General features: G+C 50.0%; 21 protein-coding genes and 1 other annotated feature. Of the genes, 1 reads left to right on the top strand and 20 read right to left on the bottom strand.

Features of this window, described 5'->3' with window-relative positions:
* Positions 1-73 precede the first annotated feature (73 nt).
* The 20 genes from ETV65_RS04465 to thrS form a co-directional block, all read right to left on the bottom strand.
* Positions 74-553, bottom strand: coding sequence for an NlpC/P60 family protein (locus ETV65_RS04465; protein ID WP_129951722.1), 480 nt, complete (start codon positions 551-553; stop codon positions 74-76).
* Positions 554-707: 154 nt separating this feature from the next.
* Complete coding sequence (gene arnF, locus ETV65_RS04470; RefSeq protein ID WP_129951723.1) at positions 708-1,097, bottom strand: 4-amino-4-deoxy-L-arabinose-phosphoundecaprenol flippase subunit ArnF; 390 nt, start codon at positions 1,095-1,097, stop codon at positions 708-710.
* Positions 1,094-1,426, bottom strand: coding sequence for a 4-amino-4-deoxy-L-arabinose-phosphoundecaprenol flippase subunit ArnE (gene arnE, locus ETV65_RS04475; protein ID WP_129951724.1), 333 nt, complete (start codon positions 1,424-1,426; stop codon positions 1,094-1,096). The genes arnF and arnE overlap by 4 nt, the downstream gene beginning before the upstream one ends.
* The gene (arnT, locus tag ETV65_RS04480) at positions 1,423-3,093 is read right to left on the bottom strand and encodes a lipid IV(A) 4-amino-4-deoxy-L-arabinosyltransferase (RefSeq protein WP_129951725.1); all 1,671 of its coding nucleotides are present in this window, start codon (positions 3,091-3,093) and stop codon (positions 1,423-1,425) included. The genes arnE and arnT overlap by 4 nt, the downstream gene beginning before the upstream one ends.
* Positions 3,093-3,992: a 4-deoxy-4-formamido-L-arabinose-phosphoundecaprenol deformylase gene (arnD, locus tag ETV65_RS04485; RefSeq protein ID WP_129951726.1), complete on the bottom strand. Its 900-nt coding sequence runs from the start codon at positions 3,990-3,992 to the stop codon at positions 3,093-3,095. Before arnD ends, arnT begins: the two co-directional genes overlap by 1 nt.
* A gap of 13 nt (positions 3,993-4,005) precedes the next feature.
* Positions 4,006-5,988, bottom strand: coding sequence for a bifunctional UDP-4-amino-4-deoxy-L-arabinose formyltransferase/UDP-glucuronic acid oxidase ArnA (gene arnA / locus ETV65_RS04490; RefSeq protein ID WP_129951727.1), 1,983 nt, complete (start codon positions 5,986-5,988; stop codon positions 4,006-4,008).
* Entirely contained in the window at positions 5,988-6,968 is a 981-nt protein-coding gene (gene arnC, locus ETV65_RS04495) for an undecaprenyl-phosphate 4-deoxy-4-formamido-L-arabinose transferase (protein ID WP_129951728.1), read from the bottom strand. The genes arnA and arnC overlap by 1 nt, the downstream gene beginning before the upstream one ends.
* Positions 6,968-8,110: a UDP-4-amino-4-deoxy-L-arabinose aminotransferase gene (gene arnB, locus ETV65_RS04500; protein ID WP_129951729.1), complete on the bottom strand. Its 1,143-nt coding sequence runs from the start codon at positions 8,108-8,110 to the stop codon at positions 6,968-6,970. Before arnB ends, arnC begins: the two co-directional genes overlap by 1 nt.
* 360 nt (positions 8,111-8,470) lie before the next feature.
* Positions 8,471-9,220, bottom strand: coding sequence for a vitamin B12 ABC transporter ATP-binding protein BtuD (gene btuD / locus ETV65_RS04505; RefSeq protein WP_129952133.1), 750 nt, complete (start codon positions 9,218-9,220; stop codon positions 8,471-8,473).
* Between the two features lie 19 nt (positions 9,221-9,239).
* Positions 9,240-9,791 carry a glutathione peroxidase gene (locus tag ETV65_RS04510; protein WP_129951730.1) on the bottom strand — a complete coding sequence of 184 codons (552 nt, stop codon included), beginning with the start codon at positions 9,789-9,791 and terminating at the stop codon, positions 9,240-9,242.
* A 72-nt stretch (positions 9,792-9,863) separates the two neighbouring features.
* Positions 9,864-10,871: a vitamin B12 ABC transporter permease BtuC gene (gene btuC, locus ETV65_RS04515; RefSeq protein WP_129951731.1), complete on the bottom strand. Its 1,008-nt coding sequence runs from the start codon at positions 10,869-10,871 to the stop codon at positions 9,864-9,866.
* Between the two features lie 152 nt (positions 10,872-11,023).
* On the bottom strand, positions 11,024-11,446 hold the full coding sequence (locus ETV65_RS04520) for a DUF2502 domain-containing protein (protein ID WP_129951732.1): 423 nt from the start codon (positions 11,444-11,446) through the stop codon (positions 11,024-11,026).
* 779 nt (positions 11,447-12,225) lie between these two features.
* A complete protein-coding gene (ihfA, locus tag ETV65_RS04525) occupies positions 12,226-12,522 on the bottom strand; it encodes an integration host factor subunit alpha (protein ID WP_004089944.1) in 297 nt (98 codons plus the stop codon).
* Positions 12,523-12,526: 4 nt separating this feature from the next.
* Positions 12,527-14,914 (bottom strand): phenylalanine--tRNA ligase subunit beta, encoded by a 2,388-nt coding sequence (pheT, locus tag ETV65_RS04530; RefSeq protein ID WP_129951733.1) that lies wholly within the window; start codon positions 14,912-14,914, stop codon positions 12,527-12,529.
* Between the two features lie 14 nt (positions 14,915-14,928).
* Positions 14,929-15,912, bottom strand: coding sequence for a phenylalanine--tRNA ligase subunit alpha (gene pheS, locus ETV65_RS04535; protein ID WP_129951734.1), 984 nt, complete (start codon positions 15,910-15,912; stop codon positions 14,929-14,931).
* Between the two features lie 100 nt (positions 15,913-16,012).
* Positions 16,013-16,137, bottom strand: a sequence feature (Phe leader region).
* Positions 16,088-16,132 carry a pheST operon leader peptide PheM gene (pheM, locus tag ETV65_RS24875; protein ID WP_133845469.1) on the bottom strand — a complete coding sequence of 15 codons (45 nt, stop codon included), beginning with the start codon at positions 16,130-16,132 and terminating at the stop codon, positions 16,088-16,090. It overlaps the preceding feature by 45 nt.
* 125 nt (positions 16,138-16,262) lie before the next feature.
* Complete coding sequence (gene rplT, locus ETV65_RS04545; protein WP_013576134.1) at positions 16,263-16,619, bottom strand: 50S ribosomal protein L20; 357 nt, start codon at positions 16,617-16,619, stop codon at positions 16,263-16,265.
* Positions 16,620-16,661: 42 nt separating this feature from the next.
* On the bottom strand, positions 16,662-16,859 hold the full coding sequence (rpmI, locus tag ETV65_RS04550) for a 50S ribosomal protein L35 (RefSeq protein ID WP_013576135.1): 198 nt from the start codon (positions 16,857-16,859) through the stop codon (positions 16,662-16,664).
* A gap of 95 nt (positions 16,860-16,954) precedes the next feature.
* Positions 16,955-17,506: a translation initiation factor IF-3 gene (gene infC, locus ETV65_RS04555; RefSeq protein WP_013576136.1), complete on the bottom strand. Its 552-nt coding sequence runs from the start codon at positions 17,504-17,506 to the stop codon at positions 16,955-16,957.
* Between the two features lie 3 nt (positions 17,507-17,509).
* Entirely contained in the window at positions 17,510-19,438 is a 1,929-nt protein-coding gene (gene thrS, locus ETV65_RS04560; protein ID WP_095921433.1) for a threonine--tRNA ligase, read from the bottom strand.
* 298 nt (positions 19,439-19,736) lie between these two features.
* Between thrS and ETV65_RS04565 the strand changes: the two genes are divergently transcribed.
* A complete protein-coding gene (locus tag ETV65_RS04565; protein ID WP_205951569.1) occupies positions 19,737-20,408 on the top strand; it encodes a MarC family NAAT transporter in 672 nt (223 codons plus the stop codon).
* The last annotated feature ends 3 nt before the right edge of the window (positions 20,409-20,411 follow it).

The raw sequence follows: 20,411 nt of genomic DNA on the forward strand, positions 1-20,411 counted from the left end.
TGCCCGGATAATAGCAGCAAAAAACAGGATGAAATACGCAGTGAAATCAGGGGAAATACGATTTGGTGCCGCGTCAGATGCGGCGCGCCTGCCAGTAGACTTTACGCCAGTAAACATTATCAAGCGAAGAACGGGTTACGCCCTGACTGGTCGAGGCATGGATAAACTGATCGGCCGTGTCATAGATACCGACGTGAAGACCATTTTCACCGCTGCCGGTTTTGAAGAAAACCAGGTCACCGGGTAATAATTCATCACGTGGTACTTTGGTGCCAATTTTGGTCTGGTCGGCAGTCGTTCTCGGCAGCACGACGCCAAATCGGTCACGGTAAGTGCGGAAGACAAAACCAGAACAGTCGACGCCGCTCGGTTGTAATCCGCCGTAACGATACGGGGCACCATGCCACTGGCTGAGCTGGTCGTTAAGCTCGGCCACGACAGTAATAGAATCGGCAAACCTGCCGCTTGGCGGCGGAGCGTGGCTGCTGCAACCGTTAAGAATTAATGCGGCAACAGCCAGCAGGGAATACATGGATACGGATGACCAGCGCATAGTGCATTCCTTCTCGAATAGCGTCACGGCATGACCAGACGCGAAGTTTTACGCGCACCGGATAAGTCGCCGTTATCTAAGAACTAATAGAATTTAGCGCTATTTTATCCGTCATCCAATGTTTAATGCTGTTTTTTATCGTCAGAAAATACATTTAATGAGATTTTTTTACGGGTTTACTGTGAATCAGCCAGACACCTGACAGGATAAGCAACCCGCCAAGGGTTTTACTTAAGCTGATGCTTTCATTGAACCAGGGCAGAGTGACTGCGGCCACATACACCAACACATAACTGAGACTCAGTAAAGTATACGCCCGGTTGAGCGGCAGATAATGCAACGCAAAAAACCAGCATCCCATCGATAAGACATAGCCACACAGCCCCGCAAAAACAGCAACCAATGCACTTAAATGACTCAGAATAAAGGGAGCGTCTATCGCTGCCAGTGAAAACAACGGGATCTGCACCATGCCCCATTTCATCAGCAATTGTGCCGCAGTGACCAGCAACACGCTTCCCGTGCCCCAGAGATATCCTTTCATAAGCTGAAACTCATTACGGCTATACCACACATGATCAGCCCAACGCCGCACCAGTGACGCGCATCGACAACTTCACCGAAGCACCCGCGGGCACAGAGCGTGATGAAAACGAAATTCAGACTGAGCATGGGATAAGCCAGGCTCAGCGGCAGGAGTTGTAATACCCGCAACCATAACAGCATGGCGATACCGAGCAACAATATCGCCAATCCGAGCCAGCGTAAAACCTTCGCCATGCCCTGCCCGGCGACCTGTGCGGCCTGCTTCTGACAAAGCTGACCGGCACAGGTGATAACGCTGACGGCAAGAACCAGAAAGAAACCGGTCATGGCAGTTTTTTGTAGAACAGCAGCGCCTGACGATCAACTTGTACCTTTTGATCCGCAGGAGGCAGAGAGGATTTTACGGCAGCATTACGGTCAAGCCTGAGGACCAGAGAGACGTTTCCTTCCTGGCGTGCTTGTTGCAGCCATTGTGAAAAATGCGCCGCATCGACAAAATTGTTCCTGGCATCCGGATAACTCAGACCGTATTGCAACTCACCCTTTTCATCAAACATCAGAATGTCACTGCGTTTGAGCGTCCACGCGATTGCGGTCGCCACGCCCACGTTGTCTGTCAGTACATAACGACTGTCTTTTAACAACGCCATATTTTGTGTCAAAAAGGGCTGTGGCTGTTTGGAATCCATCACTTTCTTTGGAACAGCCTGTCCGACCAGCAACGCCAGCACCAGCGGGCAAAGAGCAGCCCAATACCAGCGCTTTGTCAAATCCGTCAGCGATATGGCTCCCGCCAGCGCCCATACCGCAAAGCACAGAATACCAATCAGCGCATGGGGTAACTCCGAACGGCTGAACACAGCTTTAATGTGGAACGGCAAAATTCCGGATATCACCAGTACAGCGGCCGCCATCAGAAGACCAAAAGTGATGTTGATCACACCATTAGCTTTCAGTGTACGCAATTTCCCTGACTGACAGATTTGATTGAGATGATCGGCCATCAGCAAGGCAACCGGCGCAAAGCACGGCAAAATATAGGTCGGCAGTTTACCTTTGGCGATGCTGAAGAAAATCAGCGGCATGATTGCCCAGCTCAACAGGAAAAATAATTCCGGTCGTACGACCCGTTTAGTCCAGCCCGCCCGCAATGCGCCAGGTAACAGTCCGAGCCACGGCAGCGCGCCCAGAAAGAGTACCGGCAGGTAATACCAGAAAGGTGCCTTATGCTGAGCATCAGCCTCAGCAAAACGCTGAATATGTTCAACCCAGAAAAAGTAATTCCAGAAGTCAGGCTCACGGTGTGCTATCGCCAGCACCCACGGCAGGCTCAGTGCCGCCGCGCTCACAATCGCCAGCGGGCCCCAACCAAGCAGGGTTTTAAAACGCTTCTCGCGCCAGATAATCGGCAGTACGGCAATAACCGGTAACGCCAGCGCCAGAAATCCCTTCGTCATGAAGCCCATACCGCAGGCCAATCCCAGCGCTATCCAGCTCATGGCTTTTTGCGGTGTAGGCGAAACCCGCAGGCAGAACCAGGTTGCCACCATGGCAGTGGTCATCCACAAGGTGATCATAGGATCCAGAACACTGTAAGTGCCGATACTGAACACCAGTGTCATGGAAAGATAGATCAGCGCCGCTGTGTAAGCCGTCTGGCGGTTACGCCACATAAGATGTGCCAGCCAGAACACCAGAATGGCACTCAGCAGGGTGCTGAATACCGAACCAAAACGCACAGCAAAATTACTGTCACCAAAAATCATCTGGCTGATGTTGTTAAACCAATAGCCTGCCACCGGTTTTTCAAAGTATCGCAACCCGAGAAGATGAGGCACAACCCAGTCGCCGCGCTGGAGCATTTCGCGGCTGATTTCAGCATAACGGGTTTCATCAGGTTGCCATAACAGGCGGCTATTAAGAGGAACAAGATATACCAGCGCGAAAAACACCAGGATCAGAGTGCTCCATACGCCTTTAATTGTTTTCGACATCAGGAAAAACCTTCTTGCTGACAACCTAACCAGCCTTCCCTTCCCGGGAAACTGGCGCGAACCACTTTGCCTCTTGGCAATGAACTCAGATCTTGCGGCAGCAACTCACCCAGCGCGCAAAACTGTATCCCCTGTGCAGACGCACGGGTCAGTAATTCATCGAACTTTTGAGCCAGTGACATGCCTTCTACTTCCGCATGAATGGTATAAACCGGTACACCGCTATCTTTCGCAATAGCATCAAGAATAAAGTCGTTGAAGTTATCGGCGTTAATCTCACCGCCAGCCACTTCGTCATACGTCGGTAACGTCACAGGAATCTGTACGGTACCCAATGTTCCATTTTTCAGTACCGGCAGGAAAGGTCGCGTTCCGCGGCAATCACTGTTGTAGTAAAAATGGAAACGTTCTTTGACTTCAATGACCCGCTCATCGGCACGCCAGCCCGCCACCGCCGAGCATTCAACATCGTGACCCAGACTTTTTTCCAATGCATCCAGCCCCAGCCGGATTTGCTCTTCCAGCTGTTTCTCGGACCATTTCCCCACTTTTGCCTGCCAGCCCTGATGATCCCAGGCGTGCAGCCCCACTTCATGACCCCGTTTGGCGGTTTCTTTCATCAGATAACCGAGATCACGTGCGATAGGTTTACCCGGCCACGCAGTGCCTGCCAGTAAAATATCCCAGCCGTAAAGGGACGCCGCATTAGAACGCAGCATTTTCCACAGGAAGCGCGGTTTAAGCAGGCGCCATAAATGACGCCCCATATTATCCGGGCCAACGCTGAAGAAGAAACTGGCGGTAATTTTATGATTGGCAAGCGTTTGCAGAAGCTGAGGGACACCCTCGCGGGTGCCACTCCAGGTATCCACATCAATGCGCAGACCCACTTTCTTCATGACGGGCACCCTGTCAGGCTTTGTCAGCGTCAGGATTTACTGAGCGCAGGAAGAAATCCAGGGTTTCAGCAACGGTTTTATCCATACCAATTTCCGGTTTCCAGTTCAGCAGACGACGGGCATTTTTGATGCTCGGCGTACGATGCTCAACATCCTGATAACCCTTACCGTAGTAAGTGCTGCTTTCCACCAGATTGAAACCGGCAAACGGCGGGAACTGCGCGCGCAGCGGATGCGATTCAAAGCTACTCAGCAGCATCTCTGCCAGTTCACGAATACTTGCTTCGTTGGTCGGGTTACCGATGTTGATGATCTGACCATCACACAGATTGTCACGGTTTTCGATAATGCGGAACAATGCTTCGATACCGTCGTTAATATCAGTGAAGCAACGCTTCTGCTCACCGCCATCCACCAGTTTGATAGGCGAGCCTTCAACCAGATTCAGGATCAGCTGAGTAATGGCGCGGGAGCTGCCGATACGCGCGGCATCCAGATTGTCCAGTCGTGGACCCATCCAGTTGAACGGGCGGAACAGGGTGAATTTCAAACCTTCTTTCGCACCATAAGCCCAAATCACGCGGTCCAGCAACTGCTTAGAAACAGAATAAATCCAGCGTTGTTTGTTGATCGGACCGACAATCAGGCGGGAATGATCTTCATCGAATTCTTTGTCATCACACATACCGTAAACTTCAGATGTTGACGGGAAGATGATGCGCTTTTTGTATTTCACACAATCGCGGACGATTTTCAGGTTTTCTTCGAAATCCAGTTCGAATACACGCAGCGGATTACGGGTGTATTCGATTGGCGTTGCGATAGCCACCAGTGGCAGAACAACGTCGCATTTTTTGATGTGATATTCGATCCACTCTGAATGGATGCTGATATCACCTTCCACGAAGTGGAAATGCGGATTGCTCATGAAGCGGCTGACCGCATCGGAGCTGATATCCAGACCATAAATTTCATAGCGGTCTTCGCGCAGCAGACGCTCACTCAGGTGGTTACCGATGAAACCATTTACGCCGAGGATTAACACGCGGGTACGACGTTTCATCACCGCCGTTGGCAATGTCGCGACACGCATATCCGGCATGATGCCCAGTTCAAGCGCCAGTCGGGAGCCCTGAACATACAGACCGTTTTCGCTCTGGCCGGCCAGAATTTCCAGCGCACCTTCGCCACAGGCGATGATCAGCGGATCAGAAGAAAGCACGGTACCCGGTTGTTTGTCGTGCTGAGTAGTCAGCGGACGTGCACGCCATACAGTCAGTTTACGCTGTCCCAGATAAGAGAACGCACCCGGGTAGGGTTCAGTCACCGCACGGATCAGGTTATTGATTTCTGTGGCAGATTTGTGCCAGTGAATTTCACCGTCTGCTGCAGTACGGCGGCCAAAGTAGCTGGCCTGCGTTTCATCTTGCGGGGTCAGGGTGAGGTTGCCCGCCTTCATTTCAGGCAGCACATCCGTCAGTAAGGCTTTAGCCGCTTCACGCACTTTGGCATGAAGTTTCAGCGCAGTATCATCGGCAGTAATAGTCACTTTACGCTGACCAACGATGTCGCCTGCGTCAGGACGTTTGACCATTTTATGCAAGGTCACGCCCGTTTCAGTTTCGCCATTCAGAAGCGCCCAGTTAACCGGTGCACGACCGCGATAACGCGGCAACAATGAACCATGCAGATTGAAGCCACCCTGCGGTGCCAGAGATAAAATCTCTTCGCTCAACATATTGCGGTAGTAGAAGGAGAAAATAATATCGGGCTGTAAAGCACGGATGCGGTCGACCCACAACGGATGGTTAACATCTTCAGGCGCATAAACCGGCAAATCCAATTCAGCACCCTGACGCGCAACGGAAGAAAAGAATTGGTTCTCATTCGGGGAATCAGTGTGGGTGAAAACCGCCTGAACATCGTAACCCGCATCAACCAGAGCCTGTAAACCAACACAACCAATATCATGATAGGCAAATACAATCGCTTTCATCACTCTTCTTCCTGACTGTTGTCTTCGGTACGAACGCCGACGACTTTTTGAACAAAATAACGGGGACGTGCACGAACATCGTTATAGATCCGCCCGATGTATTCACCGAGTAACCCCATACCGACAAACTGCGCACCTATAAACATGAATAACAATGCAAATAGCGTGAACACGCCTTCCGCGGCCCATTCCGGGCCGTTAATAAGGCGCATTAAAATAAGGAAGACCGCAAGAACGAAACCGAAGATGGCGATCGCACTGCCGACAACACTGAGCATTCTCAGCGGTGTTGTAGTCAGACAGGTGATCAGGTCATACATCAGATTGATCAGTTTCATCAGACTGTATTTGGAATCACCAAATTCACGTTCGGAATGCTGAACCGGAATCTCCACGGTTTTGCGCGCGAATGTGTTAGCCAGGATAGGAATAAACGTACTGCGCTCATGGCAGTGCAGCATGGCTTCGATGATGTGACGGCGATAAGCCCTTAACATGCACCCGTAGTCACCCATCGATTTACCGGTAGCGCGCTGGATCATCATGTTGATCATTCTGGACGCGGTTTTACGGAACCACGAATCACGACGGTTAGCACGTACAGTGCCGACAACGTCATAACCTTCATCCGCAGTGGCGACCAGACGTGGAATTTCTTCCGGCGGGTTTTGCAGATCGGCATCTAAGGTAATAACCAGATCACCCGTAACATGGCTGAAACCGGCCATTATTGCGGAGTGCTGACCATAGTTACGATTGAGTAAAACAGCAATGATATGACTGTCAGGTTGTTCGGCAGCAGCAGAAAGCATATCGCCGGAGCTGTCGGAGCTGCCGTCATCGACCAGAATAATTTCATATTGCTGGGTTAATTGTTGGCAAGCGGCCTGCGTGCGCGAAAGCAACGCAGGCAGGCTTTCTTCTTCGTTATAGACCGGAATAACTACCGAGACTTTACGGATAGGTTCGTAATGCGCCACTACTGCGCCTCCAGAAGAGAAAAAAGAGCTGCGACAACGCGATCCACATCGCTGTCCTGCATATCAGGGAACAACGGCAGACTGCACAGACGTGCGGAATTCCATTCGCTGTTTGGCAGATTCAGGTGCGGATAACGTTCGCGGTAATATTTTTGGGTGTGAGCGGCTCGGAAATGTAAACCGGTTCCGATGCCCTGCTCTTTCAGGCGTTCCATCAGTGCGTCACGACTGATACCACAACGCGCTTCGTCCACACGTATCATGAATAAATGCCACGTATGCAGATGCGGATAAGCCGGCACATTCATGGGCAGATACGGTGAGCCCTGTAATTTATCCAGATAACGCTGGGCCAGCTCCGCACGGCGGGCATTCATTTGTGCCAGACGCTTAAGCTGCACGACAGCGACAGAGGCATGAATGTCGGAGAGATTATATTTAAAGCCTGGCTCGACCACTTCAGCCTGCGGTTTCCGCCCCAAAACCTGACGATCAAATGCATCAACAGCCAGACCGTGGAATTTCAATGCACGCACTTTATCAGCCAGAGCATCATCATCCGTGGCAATCAGGCCGCCTTCGGCGCAGGTCATATTTTTGATTGCGTGGAACGAGAAGATTGCGGTGCCCCGGGCTCCAATCCAGCGGTCACGATATTTGGTGCCTGCAGCGTGCGCGGCATCTTCTATCACCGCAATATTGTGCTGATTTGCCACGGCATAAATAGGGTCAAGATCTAAAGGCGCGCCCGCGTAATGAACGGGAATAATTGCTTTGGTTTTTGGCGTTATGGCTGCGGCAACCGCTTCGGCACTGACCATTAACGTGTCAGGATCAACATCAATCATGACCGGTTCTGCGCCGAGCAAAACAATCATGTTGAGGGTGGAAACCCAAGTCTGAGAAGGGGTAATCACTTCATCGCCGGGACCGATGCCGAGCGCCATCAGGGTGACGTGCATGCCGCCGGTGGCGGAACTCACCGCAATAGCATGTTTACAGCCGAAAGCGGCAGAAAAATCCTGTTCAAGCTGATGTGTCTGCGGCCCGGTGGTGATCCAGCCAGAGCGTAATACCTGCCCCACAGCCGCTATTTCTTCTTCGCCCATAGACGGACGGGAAAAAGGCAAAAAGTTTTCCATTACGCTATCCCAAAAAGGTAATTAACCGGTAATGACTGTAGACCGCATTTATTTAACAGTAAGTAAACGCCGCCATGAAATTATGGATCTTATGATGTCGGTTTAATCTTAATTTAACCTTAAGGTTTTGCCAGTTTTGCGAAGTTAAACAGAAAGTAAATAAACGAAAATAAAATAGCGAAAACCGAATAAAACCCATCAATAACAACTGATTAACTTGTTTATGATTTTTATAAAAAAAATGAACTTTATTAAAAAAATGCATTCTTTGCGCTTTTTATGAGCAAATAAGAATTGGGGCAAAGGGTAAACCCCGATAATAATATAATTAAACCGCTATGCATTAAGCTCAGGTAAATCTCAGGTCGCCATTATCCATTGTCTGCCGGCCAGTTCGTGTATCTCAAATGCCACTTTGTATACGTCTGATAATTTTTCAGACTGCATGACATCAGCACATTTTCCCGCCACCATTACCTGACCTTGAAACATGAGCCAGACCTGATGTGCGTAATGCAGTGTGTGGTTTAAATCATGATCGCTTAACACCACAGAACGACCTGCTGCACAAAACTCCGAAAGCAGTTGGTCGAGCGCCTTCTGCTGGGCAACATCCAGGCTGTTCATCGGCTCATCAAGGAATAAAAGCTGACTATCCGGATTCACCGTCGGCCATACCTGCAGGAGAGCAGCCGCCAGTCTTACCCGCTGCCATTCTCCACCGGATAAATGCGTGACCGGGCGGCCAAGCTTATCGCTAAGATGCAGAGCCTCACACAAACATGAAACCGTGCGCTCAAGAGCACCGGGATCAATTTTTTGCGGCTGATGTAGGGATAAATATTGAAATACCGGCATCAGGGATGCCGGCGTCAGTTGCTGACATAACCAGGCACGAAGACGTGCCAGCCTGGGGCCGGGGATATCGGACAGCCGTTGTCCGTCGAGAGTCACCTCCCCTCCCCCTTCTGACATCCCTGCCAGACGGGCCAGTAACGTACTTTTCCCGGCACCATTTGGGCCGATGATATGGATCCGGCTGCCCGGCTCAATCTGCGTGCTAAAGGCACGAAGCCGCCCGGACACGGTTATCTGGCGACATTCCAGCATCGGTGTGTTCACACGCACATTATTTCGCCAGCGCGACTTTGATGGTTTCCATCAGGATTGGATCTTCCGGTGCCATATCCGGTGCGAAACGCTGGACAACGGTACCGTCCCGGCCGATCAGGAATTTTTCAAAGTTCCACAAGATGTCATCGGGCTTCAGGGGCTGGCGACCTTTGCTGGCCAGGCGTTCATAGAATGCACTGTCCTGCGGTTTTACTGCTGTCGGACACGCCGCAATCAGCGCGGAATACAGCGGATGACGGTGATCTCCGTTGACATTAATTTTACTGAACATCGGGAATTTCACCCCATATTGGGTCGTGCAGAAGGTTTTGATCTCATCTTCAGTACCGGGTTCCTGCGCACCGAATTCATTGCACGGGAAGCCCAGCACTTCAAAACCACGGTCATGCCATGCCTGATAGATATTTTCCAGACCTTCATATTGTTTGGTCAGGCCACATTGTGAGGCCACATTCACGACCAGTAATACAGAACCTTTGTACGCGCCGAGCGTCGTGTCTTCGCCATCGATAGTTTTCAGAGAAATATCAAAAATTTCATTACTCATATTTTTGTCCTGCCAGGAGTAGGTGAGGAAAAGGGGTGTCAGGAAACAGCATAGCTGACACACCAAAAAGGATCAGCGGATTTGTCCGGTTCTGATCAGCAACCAGATAAATACCGGTGCCCCCAGGGTGGCGGTGACTACACCGACCGGTAATTCTGCCGCAGATAGACCAATCCGGGCCAGCACGTCCGCTAACAGCAAAACTGAAGCGCCGCAAAGCGCACAGGCAGGCAACAAACGACGCTGATCCGTGATTCCGCAAAGCCTGAGAATATGCGGGATAATCAGCCCGATGAAACCAATCACGCCCGATAAGGCGACACTCAAGCCGACCATCCAGCCGACGGCAAGCACCAGAATATAGCGCCAGATATTCAGCGATATGCCGAGTTGCCTCGCCTGCTGTGTTCCAAGCGACAGCAGGTTAAGCGTATTACCTTGCATGACCAGCCACAATAAAACGGGCAGTAACATCAACCCAAGCCAGATCTGACTCCAGTCAACGCCGCCAAATCCGCCCATCATCCAGTACATCAGTTGCCGTAAATCGAGATTATTGCTGAAATAAATGGCCCAGGTCATTAAGGCACTGCAGGCAATCCCAATCGCAATCCCGACAAGCAGCATACGGGCATTTGTCAGAAGACGTTTACGGGCGATATACAGCAAAAAGAAAGTGACTATAAGCGCCCCGGCAATGGCCGCCAGGCTCATAACCCAAACAGGCAACAGACCGTGGCTTAACATCACACATAAGACCAGCGCAACGCAGGCACCATTGGCCACACCGAGTAAACCTGGCTCAGCAAGAGGGTTTTCAAACAAGGACTGCATTACTGCGCCAGACGTCGCGAGACTTGCCCCCACCATTATGACAGCGACAGTGCGCGGAAACCGTAATTGCCATACGAAGAGACGTGCCTCAGTACCCAGCCATTGGTCCGGCCACAGCCAGCTTTCGCCCGCACTCAGGCTTAACGCCCCTGTCACTAATAACAGCATGCTCAGCCCGTATAACCAGCGGCGGTCACGATTTCTCTGTTGCTGTTCAAAAACTGAAAAGGTCTGCGGGATAGACATGCAAGGCAGATTCCTGAGTCTGACGGTGAGTGACTATCCTACCGATATTAGGCAGTTAGCTCTAGCGAAGAACAGGCGAATGCGATAAATAGGAAATAAAAAAGCCGGTGGCTAAGCACCGGCTTCAAACACGTTGGGGATCACCGCAAGAATTAATGTCCCTGATAACCGTTTGGCGGGATCGGCTGCCCGTTCCCGTGATGATCATTATTATCACGGCGTTCATCATTACCATGATGAGCCTTGTTATCATGATGCTCATCATGGGGACCATTACCGTTTGGATGACCCTGATTATGTCCCGGGGTGTCGTGGTCGCGCTGAGGGGGTTTAGCGTCCCAGCGATTGCCATGCCAGTACATACCATGTTCATTACGTTCACCGTAATGATGCCCCTGGTGATCGTGCCACCACTGCGGTGGACGCCAGTCATAACCATCCCAATAGTAACCGCGCTGGTCCTGATCCCCGAGATGAAGTGATACGCCAGGTACGTTGAGGTCAATAGAAACATTTGCCTGTGCGATCACAGGCAAAGCCAGTGCACAACAAAGCAATAAGAGAGATTTTTTCACGTTAGTCACGCCTTCTTTATTTTTTATGACGTGTTTTTTATATCAGCCAGCCAGGGAAGTGAATATAAGAAATAAACGTTTTTTCGGATAACTTGCTCTGAGCTTACAATAAAAATACAAATATTTCCTGATTGAAATAATTCAATCCGACGGTGTTTATTAACTATTCAATTCTTATGGAGACGCTAACAAATCTTAACGCAAGGCTGACAACAACCCGCCTGCATTCTATTTATACTCGCCCTGTTTATTCAAACAAAGGATGTATTTTATGCGTCGTGTTTTAGCTCTATTGAGCATTGCTCTGGTTGTCGTCAGCCTCAGCGGCTGTTTATTCCCACCATTCTGGGGCCCAGGTGGTGGAGGTCACGGCGGCGGTGGCCATGGTGGCGGTGGTCCGCGTATGTTCTATAACCAATAATTACATGTTATATTTTTACGCTTAAGCTGCCGGTTAATTTTTCGGTAACTTGGTTCAGTTAATGATGTACGCGCATTATTTACTGAATGTAATGAGTTATTTATCTTCGGGGCTTTGGCCCCTTTTTATTTTAATGGCTTCGTAAAAATCAGCTCGGGAAATAATGAAGTTCGCTGACTTTGTCGCCCTGAAATTTAATCTATCAGACTAATCCTGAACAGCCTACCCTTTTAACACTATCTTTTCACTTTCCGTGCTTATTACTGATAAGCGTGAAAACTTATTGCGTGTTGTGTATTGATGAACATAAAACGCAGGCAAAAAAAAGGCCGCTTTCGCGGCCTTTTGATGTTTTCACTTATTCTTTCGGAGTAGCATTCTCTACACGACTTTTCAATTTCTGTCCCGGACGGAAAGTCACCACACGACGCGCCGTGATCGGAATATCTTCGCCGGTTTTCGGGTTACGTCCCGGACGTTGGTTTTTGTCACGCAGATCAAAGTTGCCAAAGCCAGACAGTTTTACTTGTTCGCCATTTTCCAAAGCACGACGTACTTCTTCGAAAAATATTTCAACAAGGTCTTTGGCATCCCGTTTGCTCAGCCCCAGCTTTTCAAACAGGTGTTCTGACATTTCAGCTTTAGTAAGCGCCATAGGTTCAATCCCTCAAGGATGCTTGGAATCGCTGTTTTAGAGCCTCTACGCATTTTGCAACGGTAGCGGCGATCTCCTCTTCTTCCAGTGTACGGCCGGTATCCTGCAACACCAGACTAATAGCCAGGCTCTTATAACCCTCAGCTACGCCCTTGCCACGGTACACATCAAACAAGTTTACGCCAACTACCTGATTTGCGCCAACTTTCTTGCACTCTGCCAAAATATCGTCTGCGGGCACGTTTTCGGCCACTACAACAGCAATGTCACGACGGTTCGCCGGGAAGCGAGAAATCTCTTTCGCATCAGGCAGTACGCGGTCTGCGACCTTGTTCCACAACAGTTCGAAGACGACGGTACGACCATTAAGATCGAGTTTACGTTCCAGCTCAGGGTGTACTACACCAATGAAACCAATACGTTCGCCGTGTAAATAAATCGCAGCGCTTTGCCCGGGATGCAACGCAGGATTCGCTTCCACCTTGAACTGTACATTGTTCATTTTGCCGGTAAGCTCAAGAATAGCCTCAAGATCACCTTTCAAATCGTAGTAGTCAACTGCCTGACGCGCCAGATCCCAATGCTCTTCATTTTTGGTGCCGGAGATCACCCCAGACAGCATGACGTCCTGACGGATACCTAAATCGGCTTGCGTATCAGGGACAAAGCGCAGGCCACTTTCAAATAAACGTACGCGACTTTGCTGACGATTCTGGTTATTTACCACTGAAGTCAGCAAACCTGACCACAGGGAAAGACGCATAGCGGACATTTCCACCGAAATCGGGCTAGGCAAAATCAGCGCGTCCTCGCCCGGATGCAGCAGAGCCTGCACTTTTGGATCGACAAAACTGTAAGTGATCGCTTCCTGGAAACCGCGGTCAACCAGCAGATTTTTCACACGTTTCAGCGAAAGGTTCGCTTCACGGTGTTTGGTCATCACCAGGCTGGCTTTAACCGGGACATCAGGAATATTGTTGTAGCCGTAAACACGCGCAACTTCTTCCACCAGGTCTTCTTCGATTTGCATATCGAAACGCCAGCTTGGTGCGACAGCTACCCAGTGGTCGGCGTGATGCTGAACCTGGCACCCAAGGCGGGTCAGAATGTCAGTCACCTGTGCATCTTCAACGTGATGCCCGATCAGGCGATCCAGTTTTTCACGACGCAGAATGATGGTTGCCGCTTTCGGCAAATCCGCTTCGGAAGTGGCGTCGATAACCGGCCCCGCTTCCCCGCCGCAGATGCTCAGCAACAACGCAGTGGCGCGTTCGATGGCTTTGAATTGCAACTTCGGATCAACACCACGTTCATAGCGATGTGATGCGTCTGTGTGCAAACCCTGGCGACGTGCACGGCCTGTGATCGACAGTGGCGCGAAGAAAGCAGATTCCAGCAGGACATCCTGCGTTTCATCGTTCACACCGGAATGCTCGCCACCAAAAATACCGGCCATGGCGAGCGCTTTCTCGTGATCCGCGATGACCAGCGTATCTTCTGCCAGTTTCGCCTGTGTACCGTCGAGCAGGGTCAGCGGTTCACCTGGCCGGGCCATACGTACTACAATGCCGCCGCTGATGCGGTTCAGATCAAACGCATGCATTGGCTGACCGAGTTCGAGTAACACGTAGTTAGTGATATCCACCACGGCATCAATAGAACGCGTACCACAACGACGCAGTTTTTCACGCATCCACAGTGGCGTTGGCGCTTTAACGTTAATGCCTTTCACTACGCGACCCAAATAGCGCGGACACGCTTGCGGGGCCTGCACATCAATGGAAATAGTGGCATCAATCGTTGCCTTGACCGGGTTCATTTCCGGCTCAACCAGTGGCAACTGGTTAATCACCGCAACATCACGCGCCACGCCGAGGATACCCAGGCAATCGGCACGGTTTGGCGTTACGCTGATTTCAATTGTGGTGTCATCAAGTTTCAGGAATTCGCGGATATCAGTACCGACTGGCGCATCCATTGGCAGTTCAATGATACCGTCGTGATCTTCTGAAATACCTAATTCGGAGAATGAGCACAGCATACCTTCTGAAGGTTCACCACGCAGTTTTGCGGCCTTAATTTTAAAATCACCCGGCAATACAGCGCCGACTGTTGCTACTGCAACTTTAAGGCCCTGACGGCAGTTTGGCGCACCACAAACAATGTCCAGCAGACGATCGCCGCCCACATTGACTTTCGTAACACGCAGTTTATCGGCATTAGGATGCTGACCGCATTCGATAACTTCACCGACAACCACGCCATTAAATGCGCCTGCCACTGGCTCAACGCCATCAACTTCCAGGCCGGCCATGGTAATTTGGTCTGATAACGCTTCGCTGCTGATGGCTGGATTTACCCACTCACGCAACCAGAGTTCACTGAATTTCATGTGATATTCCCGCCTTACTTAAACTGTTTGAGGAAACGCAGATCGTTTTCGAAGAATGCACGCAGGTCAGTCACGCCATAGCGCAACATTGTCAGACGTTCCATCCCCATCCCGAAGGCAAAACCGGAATACACTTCAGGGTCAATGCCCACGTTGCGCAGTACATTCGGATGCACCATGCCGCAACCCAGCACTTCCAGCCATTTACCATTCTTGCCCATCACATCCACTTCTGCGGAAGGCTCAGTGAACGGGAAATAGGAAGGACGGAAACGGATCTGCAAATCAGCTTCAAAGAAGTTATTCAGGAAATCGTGCAATGTGCCTTTCAGGTTGGAAAAACTGATGCCTTTATCGACAATCAGACCTTCCATCTGATGGAACATCGGCGTGTGCGTCTGATCGTAATCGTTACGATAAACGCGGCCCGGCGCGATAATACGAATCGGCGGCTGCTGGTCTTTCATTGTACGGATCTGAACACCAGAAGTTTGTGTACGCAGCAGGCGCTTGGCATCAAACCAAAAAGTATCGTGATCGGCACGCGCCGGATGATGACCTGGAATGTTCAGGGCATCAAAGTTGTGATAGTCATCTTCGATTTCCGGGCCGGTTTCCACGGTAAAACCTAACTCACCAAAAAAAGTTTCAATGCGGTCGATAGTACGGGTCACCGGGTGCAGCCCACCGTTTTCGATACGACGACCAGGCAGGGAAACATCAATCGTTTCTTCAGCCAGACGGGCATTGAGTTCGGCGGACTCCAGCGTATTTTTACGCGCGTTCAGGGCTTCCTGAACCTGCGCTTTCGCTTCGTTGATGACTGCACCCGCAGCCGGGCGTTCTTCCGCTGGTAATTCACGGAGGGTTGTCATCTGGAGTGTCAGGTGGCCTTTCTTACCCAGATATTCGACACGCACATTATCCAGTGCGGCGATATCCTGAGCACTCTCTACGGCTGCCTTGGCATTGGCAACCAGTTCTGCGAGATGTGGCATTGCTTTCCTCTTCTTCTGGCCAATATGGCCCGATGTAAAATAACCGTGATTAATCAGGGGCGCGATTTTGACCCTGAACCTTAGTTGTATAAAGCACAGATACAAAAAAGCCTCCACGAGGGAGGCTTAGGCGCTACTTTTCGTTTCTTCTCTTACGCGCGAAAGCCTTCCTGAGTCAGGCGCTAAAGTAAAAAAAGAAACGGAAAATAGCAGTGTTCATGCTTGCGTTACCTTATCGGTTGTAAATCTTGTGCCGGAATTCAAACGAAACGGTGGTTATTAAACAACGAAACAGAATGTTTTTAAACACAAAATATAAAAGAGGGAGCAAGCTCCCTCTTTTACCTGACTTACGCCAGAGCTGCTTTCGCTTTTTCGACCAGTGCAGAGAATGCCACTTTGTCGAATACCGCGATGTCAGCCAAGATCTTACGGTCAATTTCAATAGAAGCTTTTTTCAAGCCGTTAATGAATTTGCTGTAAGACATGTCGTTCTGACGAGCTGCTGCGTTGATACGCGCGATCCACAGCTGACGGAACTGACGTTTCTTTTGACGACGGTCACGGTAGGCGTATTGACCAGCTTTGATAACAGCCTGGAATGCAACACGATATACGCGAGAACGGGCACCGTAGTAGCCTTTCGCCTGTTTTAAGATTTTCTTGTGACGTGCACGTGCAATCACACCACGTTTTACGCGAGCCATATGCTCTCCTGAGTTTTATATTCTAGATGAAAAAAAGTGTATTTATGCGTACGGCAGACATGCAGAGACCAGACCCAAATCGTTCTTGGATACCAGGCCTTTTGGACGCAAGTGACGTTTACGCTTAGTAGCTTTTTTGGTCAGAATATGACGCAGGTTTGCGTGCTTACGCTTAAAACCACCGTTGGCGGTTTTTTTGAAGCGTTTAGCGGCGCCGCGTACTGTTTTGATCTTTGGCATTTTAAATTCCACTTCGCATTGTTATTAACATGAATCAGAAAGGCGAATCCAGCATACGCGGTGCGGGCACCGCGCAGCAGGATTACTTGGAAGCCTTACTGTTTCTTCTTAGGTGCGAGCACCATGATCATCTGACGACCTTCGATCTTCGTAGGGAAGGATTCGACAACGGCCAGTTCAGAATCTTCACACAGGTCTTTACGGACGCGGTTAAGCACTTCCATACCGATCTGTTGGTGCGCCATTTCACGCCCACGGAAACGCAGGGTGATTTTAGCTTTATCGCCATCTTCCAGAAAGCGAATCAGGTTGCGTAGTTTGACCTGATAGTCGCCATCATCGGTACCAGGTCGGAATTTGATTTCCTTAACCTGAATAACTTTTTGTTTCTTCTTCTGCTCTTTGGTCGACTTGCTCTTCTCGTAGAGGAATTTGCCGTAATCCATGATTCGACAAACTGGCGGCTCGGCATTCGGACTGATTTCTACTAAATCGACGCCCGCTTCCTCAGCTTTTTCAAGAGCTTCATTCAGACTGACAATACCAATCTGCTCGCCATCGACGCCTGTGAGGCGAACTTCTTGCGCGCGAATCTCTTTGTTAATGCGATTAGGACGCGCCGGTTGAACTCGTTTTCCGCCTTTAATACTTTATTCCTCCAGTTGATGAAGACTTCTGCTGCGGATTTCCGCCAGCAGTTTGTCAACGACTTCGCTAACATCCATGCTTCCTAAGTCTTTGCCGCGGCGGGTACGAACAGCAACTTTGCCTGCTTCGACCTCTTTATCGCCACAAACTAACATATAAGGAACACGGCGTAGCGTGTGTTCGCGAATTTTAAAGCCAATCTTCTCATTTCTCAAGTCGGCTTTAACGCGAATGCCTGCATCTTGCAGTTTTTTAGTTAATTCTTCGACATAGGTAGCTTGTGCATCAGTGATGTTCATGATCACTACCTGAACCGGAGCCATCCAGGTCGGGAAGAAGCCAGCGTATTCTTCAGTCAGAATACCGATGAAGCGCTCCATCGAACCCAGGATAGCACGGTGAATCATTACCGGAACCTGACGGTCGTTACTTTCGCCAATATAAGAGGCGTTCAAACGACCAGGTAATGAAAAGTCGAGCTGCACGGTACCACACTGCCACGCACGATCCAAACAATCATGCAAGGTAAATTCAATTTTCGGACCGTAGAACGCCCCTTCACCTGGCTGATATTCGAACGGAATATCGTTTTCAGTCAGCGCAGCCGCGAGATCATCCTCAGCACGTGTCCACATTTCATCAGTACCAATGCGCTTCTCAGGACGGGTGGATAATTTCACCACGATCTTTTCGAAACCAAAAGTGCTGTACATGTCATACACCATACGGATACAGCTGTTTACTTCGTCACGTACCTGCTCTTCAGTACAGAAGATATGAGCATCATCCTGAGTGAAGCCACGAACTCGCATCAGGCCATGCAATGCGCCGGAGGGCTCATTACGGTGGCAACTGCCGAACTCAGCCATACGCAATGGCAGGTCGCGGTAGGATTTCAGTCCCTGATTGAAGATCTGAACGTGTCCCGGACAGTTCATTGGTTTGATGCAATATTCCCGGTTTTCAGAAGAAGTGGTGAACATCGCTTCTTTGTAGTTTTCCCAGTGACCGGTTTTTTCCCACAGCACGCGATCCATCATGAACGGACCTTTTACTTCCTGATAGTCATAAGACTTCAGTTTCATGCGTACAAAGGCTTCCAGCTCGCGGAAAATAGTCCAGCCGTCGTTGTGCCAGAACACCATGCCCGGAGCTTCTTCCTGCATGTGGTAGAGATCAAGCTGCTTACCAATTTTACGGTGGTCACGTTTACCGGCTTCTTCCAGACGCTGAATGTATGCATTCAGTTGCTTTTTATCTGCCCATGCGGTGCCGTAAATACGTTGCAGCATTTTGTTATCGCTGTTGCCACGCCAGTATGCACCGGAGGTTTTCTGCAGTTTGAAATGATGGCAGAAACGCATGTTCGGTACATGTGGGCCACGACACATATCCACATATTCTTCATGGTGATACAAGCCCGGACGATCATCATGACTGATGTTTTCATCCAGGATCGCCACTTTGTATTCTTCGCCACGGCTTGCAAAGGTGTCACGCGCTTCCTGCCAGCTGACTTTCTTTTTAATAACGTCGTAATTCTTTTCAGCCAGTTCGTGCATGCGCTTTTCAAGCAGTTCGATATCTTCCTGAGTCAGCGTGCGATCTAAATCGACGTCGTAGTAGAAGCCATTATCGATAACCGGGCCGATTGCCATTTTGGTGTCTGGCCAGAGTTGTTTAATGGCATGACCCAAAAGGTGCGCACAGGAGTGGCGCAAAATTTCAAGACCGGCTTCGTCTTTAGCAGTAATGATCGCCAGTTGCGCATCAACCTCAATCAGATCGGTGGCATCAACCAGTTCGCCGTTAACACGACCCGCGATACAGGCTTTCGCCAGACCAGGACCGATATCAAGGGCAACATCCAGAGGAGAAACGGGGCGATCAAAAACGCGCTGGCTTCCATCAGGAAGAGTAATGACAGGCATGCTAATTCCTTAATCTACAGTGGTGCCCCACACGACAGAGCACATCTAGAAAAATATTTGAGTTTAAATTCACGTAGTTATTCACGCTATTTAGCTTTACCTTGCCAAATATAGGCACCCTGAATACTGCACGGTCTTGTACCGGGATGCGACGCGAAAACAGCCGACAAGTTTACCACCCGTAAAGTGCGAATTTCCAGCAACCTGTGTTGCTAATCGCGGATATTTTTCGTGTAATCTTCTCTGAGACGCTAAGGTAACCAGAGATGCATTTGAAAAAGAGAAGAAGATGACAGAAATCAGGCAATTATTTGAGGTACTTGGACTGGGTCTGGTGGTGCTGCTTCCGCTGGCAAATCCGCTGACAACCGTTGCCCTGATGCTCGGCCTTTCAGGGAATATGACCACTCAGGAAAGGAACCAGCAGTCGCTGATGGCCTCAGTGTATGTCTTTATCATCATGATGGTGGCGTATTACGCAGGACAAGTGGTGATGAATACCTTCGGGATTTCCATTCCCGGTCTGCGTATTGCGGGGGGACTCATCGTCACCTTTATCGGTTTCAGGATGCTTTTCCCTCAGCCGCACGTAGAAGAAAGAATCCTTATCGAAAACAAAACGGCTGAAATGAAGAAGCAGGATTCGCCAAATATCGCTTTTGTTCCTCTTGCGATGCCAAGTACCGCCGGACCAGGCACTATCGCCATGATTATCAGCAGTGCTGCGACGGTCAAGTCATCTGACTATCCGCACTGGATCATTATCGTTGCGCCGGTGATGATTTTCTTTTTAGTGGGTTTGATTTTGTGGATATCCCTGCGCAGTTCCGGGGCGATTATGCGTCTGGTCGGGAAAAGCGGAATTGAGGCGATTTCACGTCTGATGGGATTTTTGCTGGTGTGTATGGGCGTTCAGTTCGTTATCAACGGCATTATCGAGATTATTAAAACCTTCCCGCCAGCAGCCTGAGCC

Source organism: Rahnella sp. RFA10(1/100) (genome assembly GCF_004195115.1).
GTDB lineage: Bacteria > Pseudomonadota > Gammaproteobacteria > Enterobacterales > Enterobacteriaceae > Rahnella > Rahnella perminowiae.

What these genes read in the sequence shown, in the direction of transcription:
- ETV65_RS04465 (WP_129951722.1), bottom strand. Translation starts at nt 553, where the DNA reads ATGCGCTGGTCATCCGTATCCATGTATTCCCTGCTGGCTGTTGCCGCA.
- arnF (WP_129951723.1), bottom strand. Translation starts at nt 1,097, where the DNA reads ATGAAAGGATATCTCTGGGGCACGGGAAGCGTGTTGCTGGTCACTGCG.
- arnE (WP_129951724.1), bottom strand. Translation starts at nt 1,426, where the DNA reads ATGACCGGTTTCTTTCTGGTTCTTGCCGTCAGCGTTATCACCTGTGCC.
- arnT (WP_129951725.1), bottom strand. Translation starts at nt 3,093, where the DNA reads ATGTCGAAAACAATTAAAGGCGTATGGAGCACTCTGATCCTGGTGTTT.
- arnD (WP_129951726.1), bottom strand. Translation starts at nt 3,992, where the DNA reads ATGAAGAAAGTGGGTCTGCGCATTGATGTGGATACCTGGAGTGGCACC.
- arnA (WP_129951727.1), bottom strand. Translation starts at nt 5,988, where the DNA reads ATGAAAGCGATTGTATTTGCCTATCATGATATTGGTTGTGTTGGTTTA.
- arnB (WP_129951729.1), bottom strand. Translation starts at nt 8,110, where the DNA reads ATGGAAAACTTTTTGCCTTTTTCCCGTCCGTCTATGGGCGAAGAAGAA.
- btuD (WP_129952133.1), bottom strand. Translation starts at nt 9,220, where the DNA reads ATGCTGGAATGTCGCCAGATAACCGTGTCCGGGCGGCTTCGTGCCTTT.
- ETV65_RS04510 (WP_129951730.1), bottom strand. Translation starts at nt 9,791, where the DNA reads ATGAGTAATGAAATTTTTGATATTTCTCTGAAAACTATCGATGGCGAA.
- btuC (WP_129951731.1), bottom strand. Translation starts at nt 10,871, where the DNA reads ATGTCTATCCCGCAGACCTTTTCAGTTTTTGAACAGCAACAGAGAAAT.
- ihfA (WP_004089944.1), bottom strand. Translation starts at nt 12,522, where the DNA reads ATGGCGCTTACTAAAGCTGAAATGTCAGAACACCTGTTTGAAAAGCTG.
- pheT (WP_129951733.1), bottom strand. Translation starts at nt 14,914, where the DNA reads ATGAAATTCAGTGAACTCTGGTTGCGTGAGTGGGTAAATCCAGCCATC.
- pheS (WP_129951734.1), bottom strand. Translation starts at nt 15,912, where the DNA reads ATGCCACATCTCGCAGAACTGGTTGCCAATGCCAAGGCAGCCGTAGAG.
- rplT (WP_013576134.1), bottom strand. Translation starts at nt 16,619, where the DNA reads ATGGCTCGCGTAAAACGTGGTGTGATTGCACGTGCACGTCACAAGAAA.
- rpmI (WP_013576135.1), bottom strand. Translation starts at nt 16,859, where the DNA reads ATGCCAAAGATCAAAACAGTACGCGGCGCCGCTAAACGCTTCAAAAAA.
- thrS (WP_095921433.1), bottom strand. Translation starts at nt 19,438, where the DNA reads ATGCCTGTCATTACTCTTCCTGATGGAAGCCAGCGCGTTTTTGATCGC.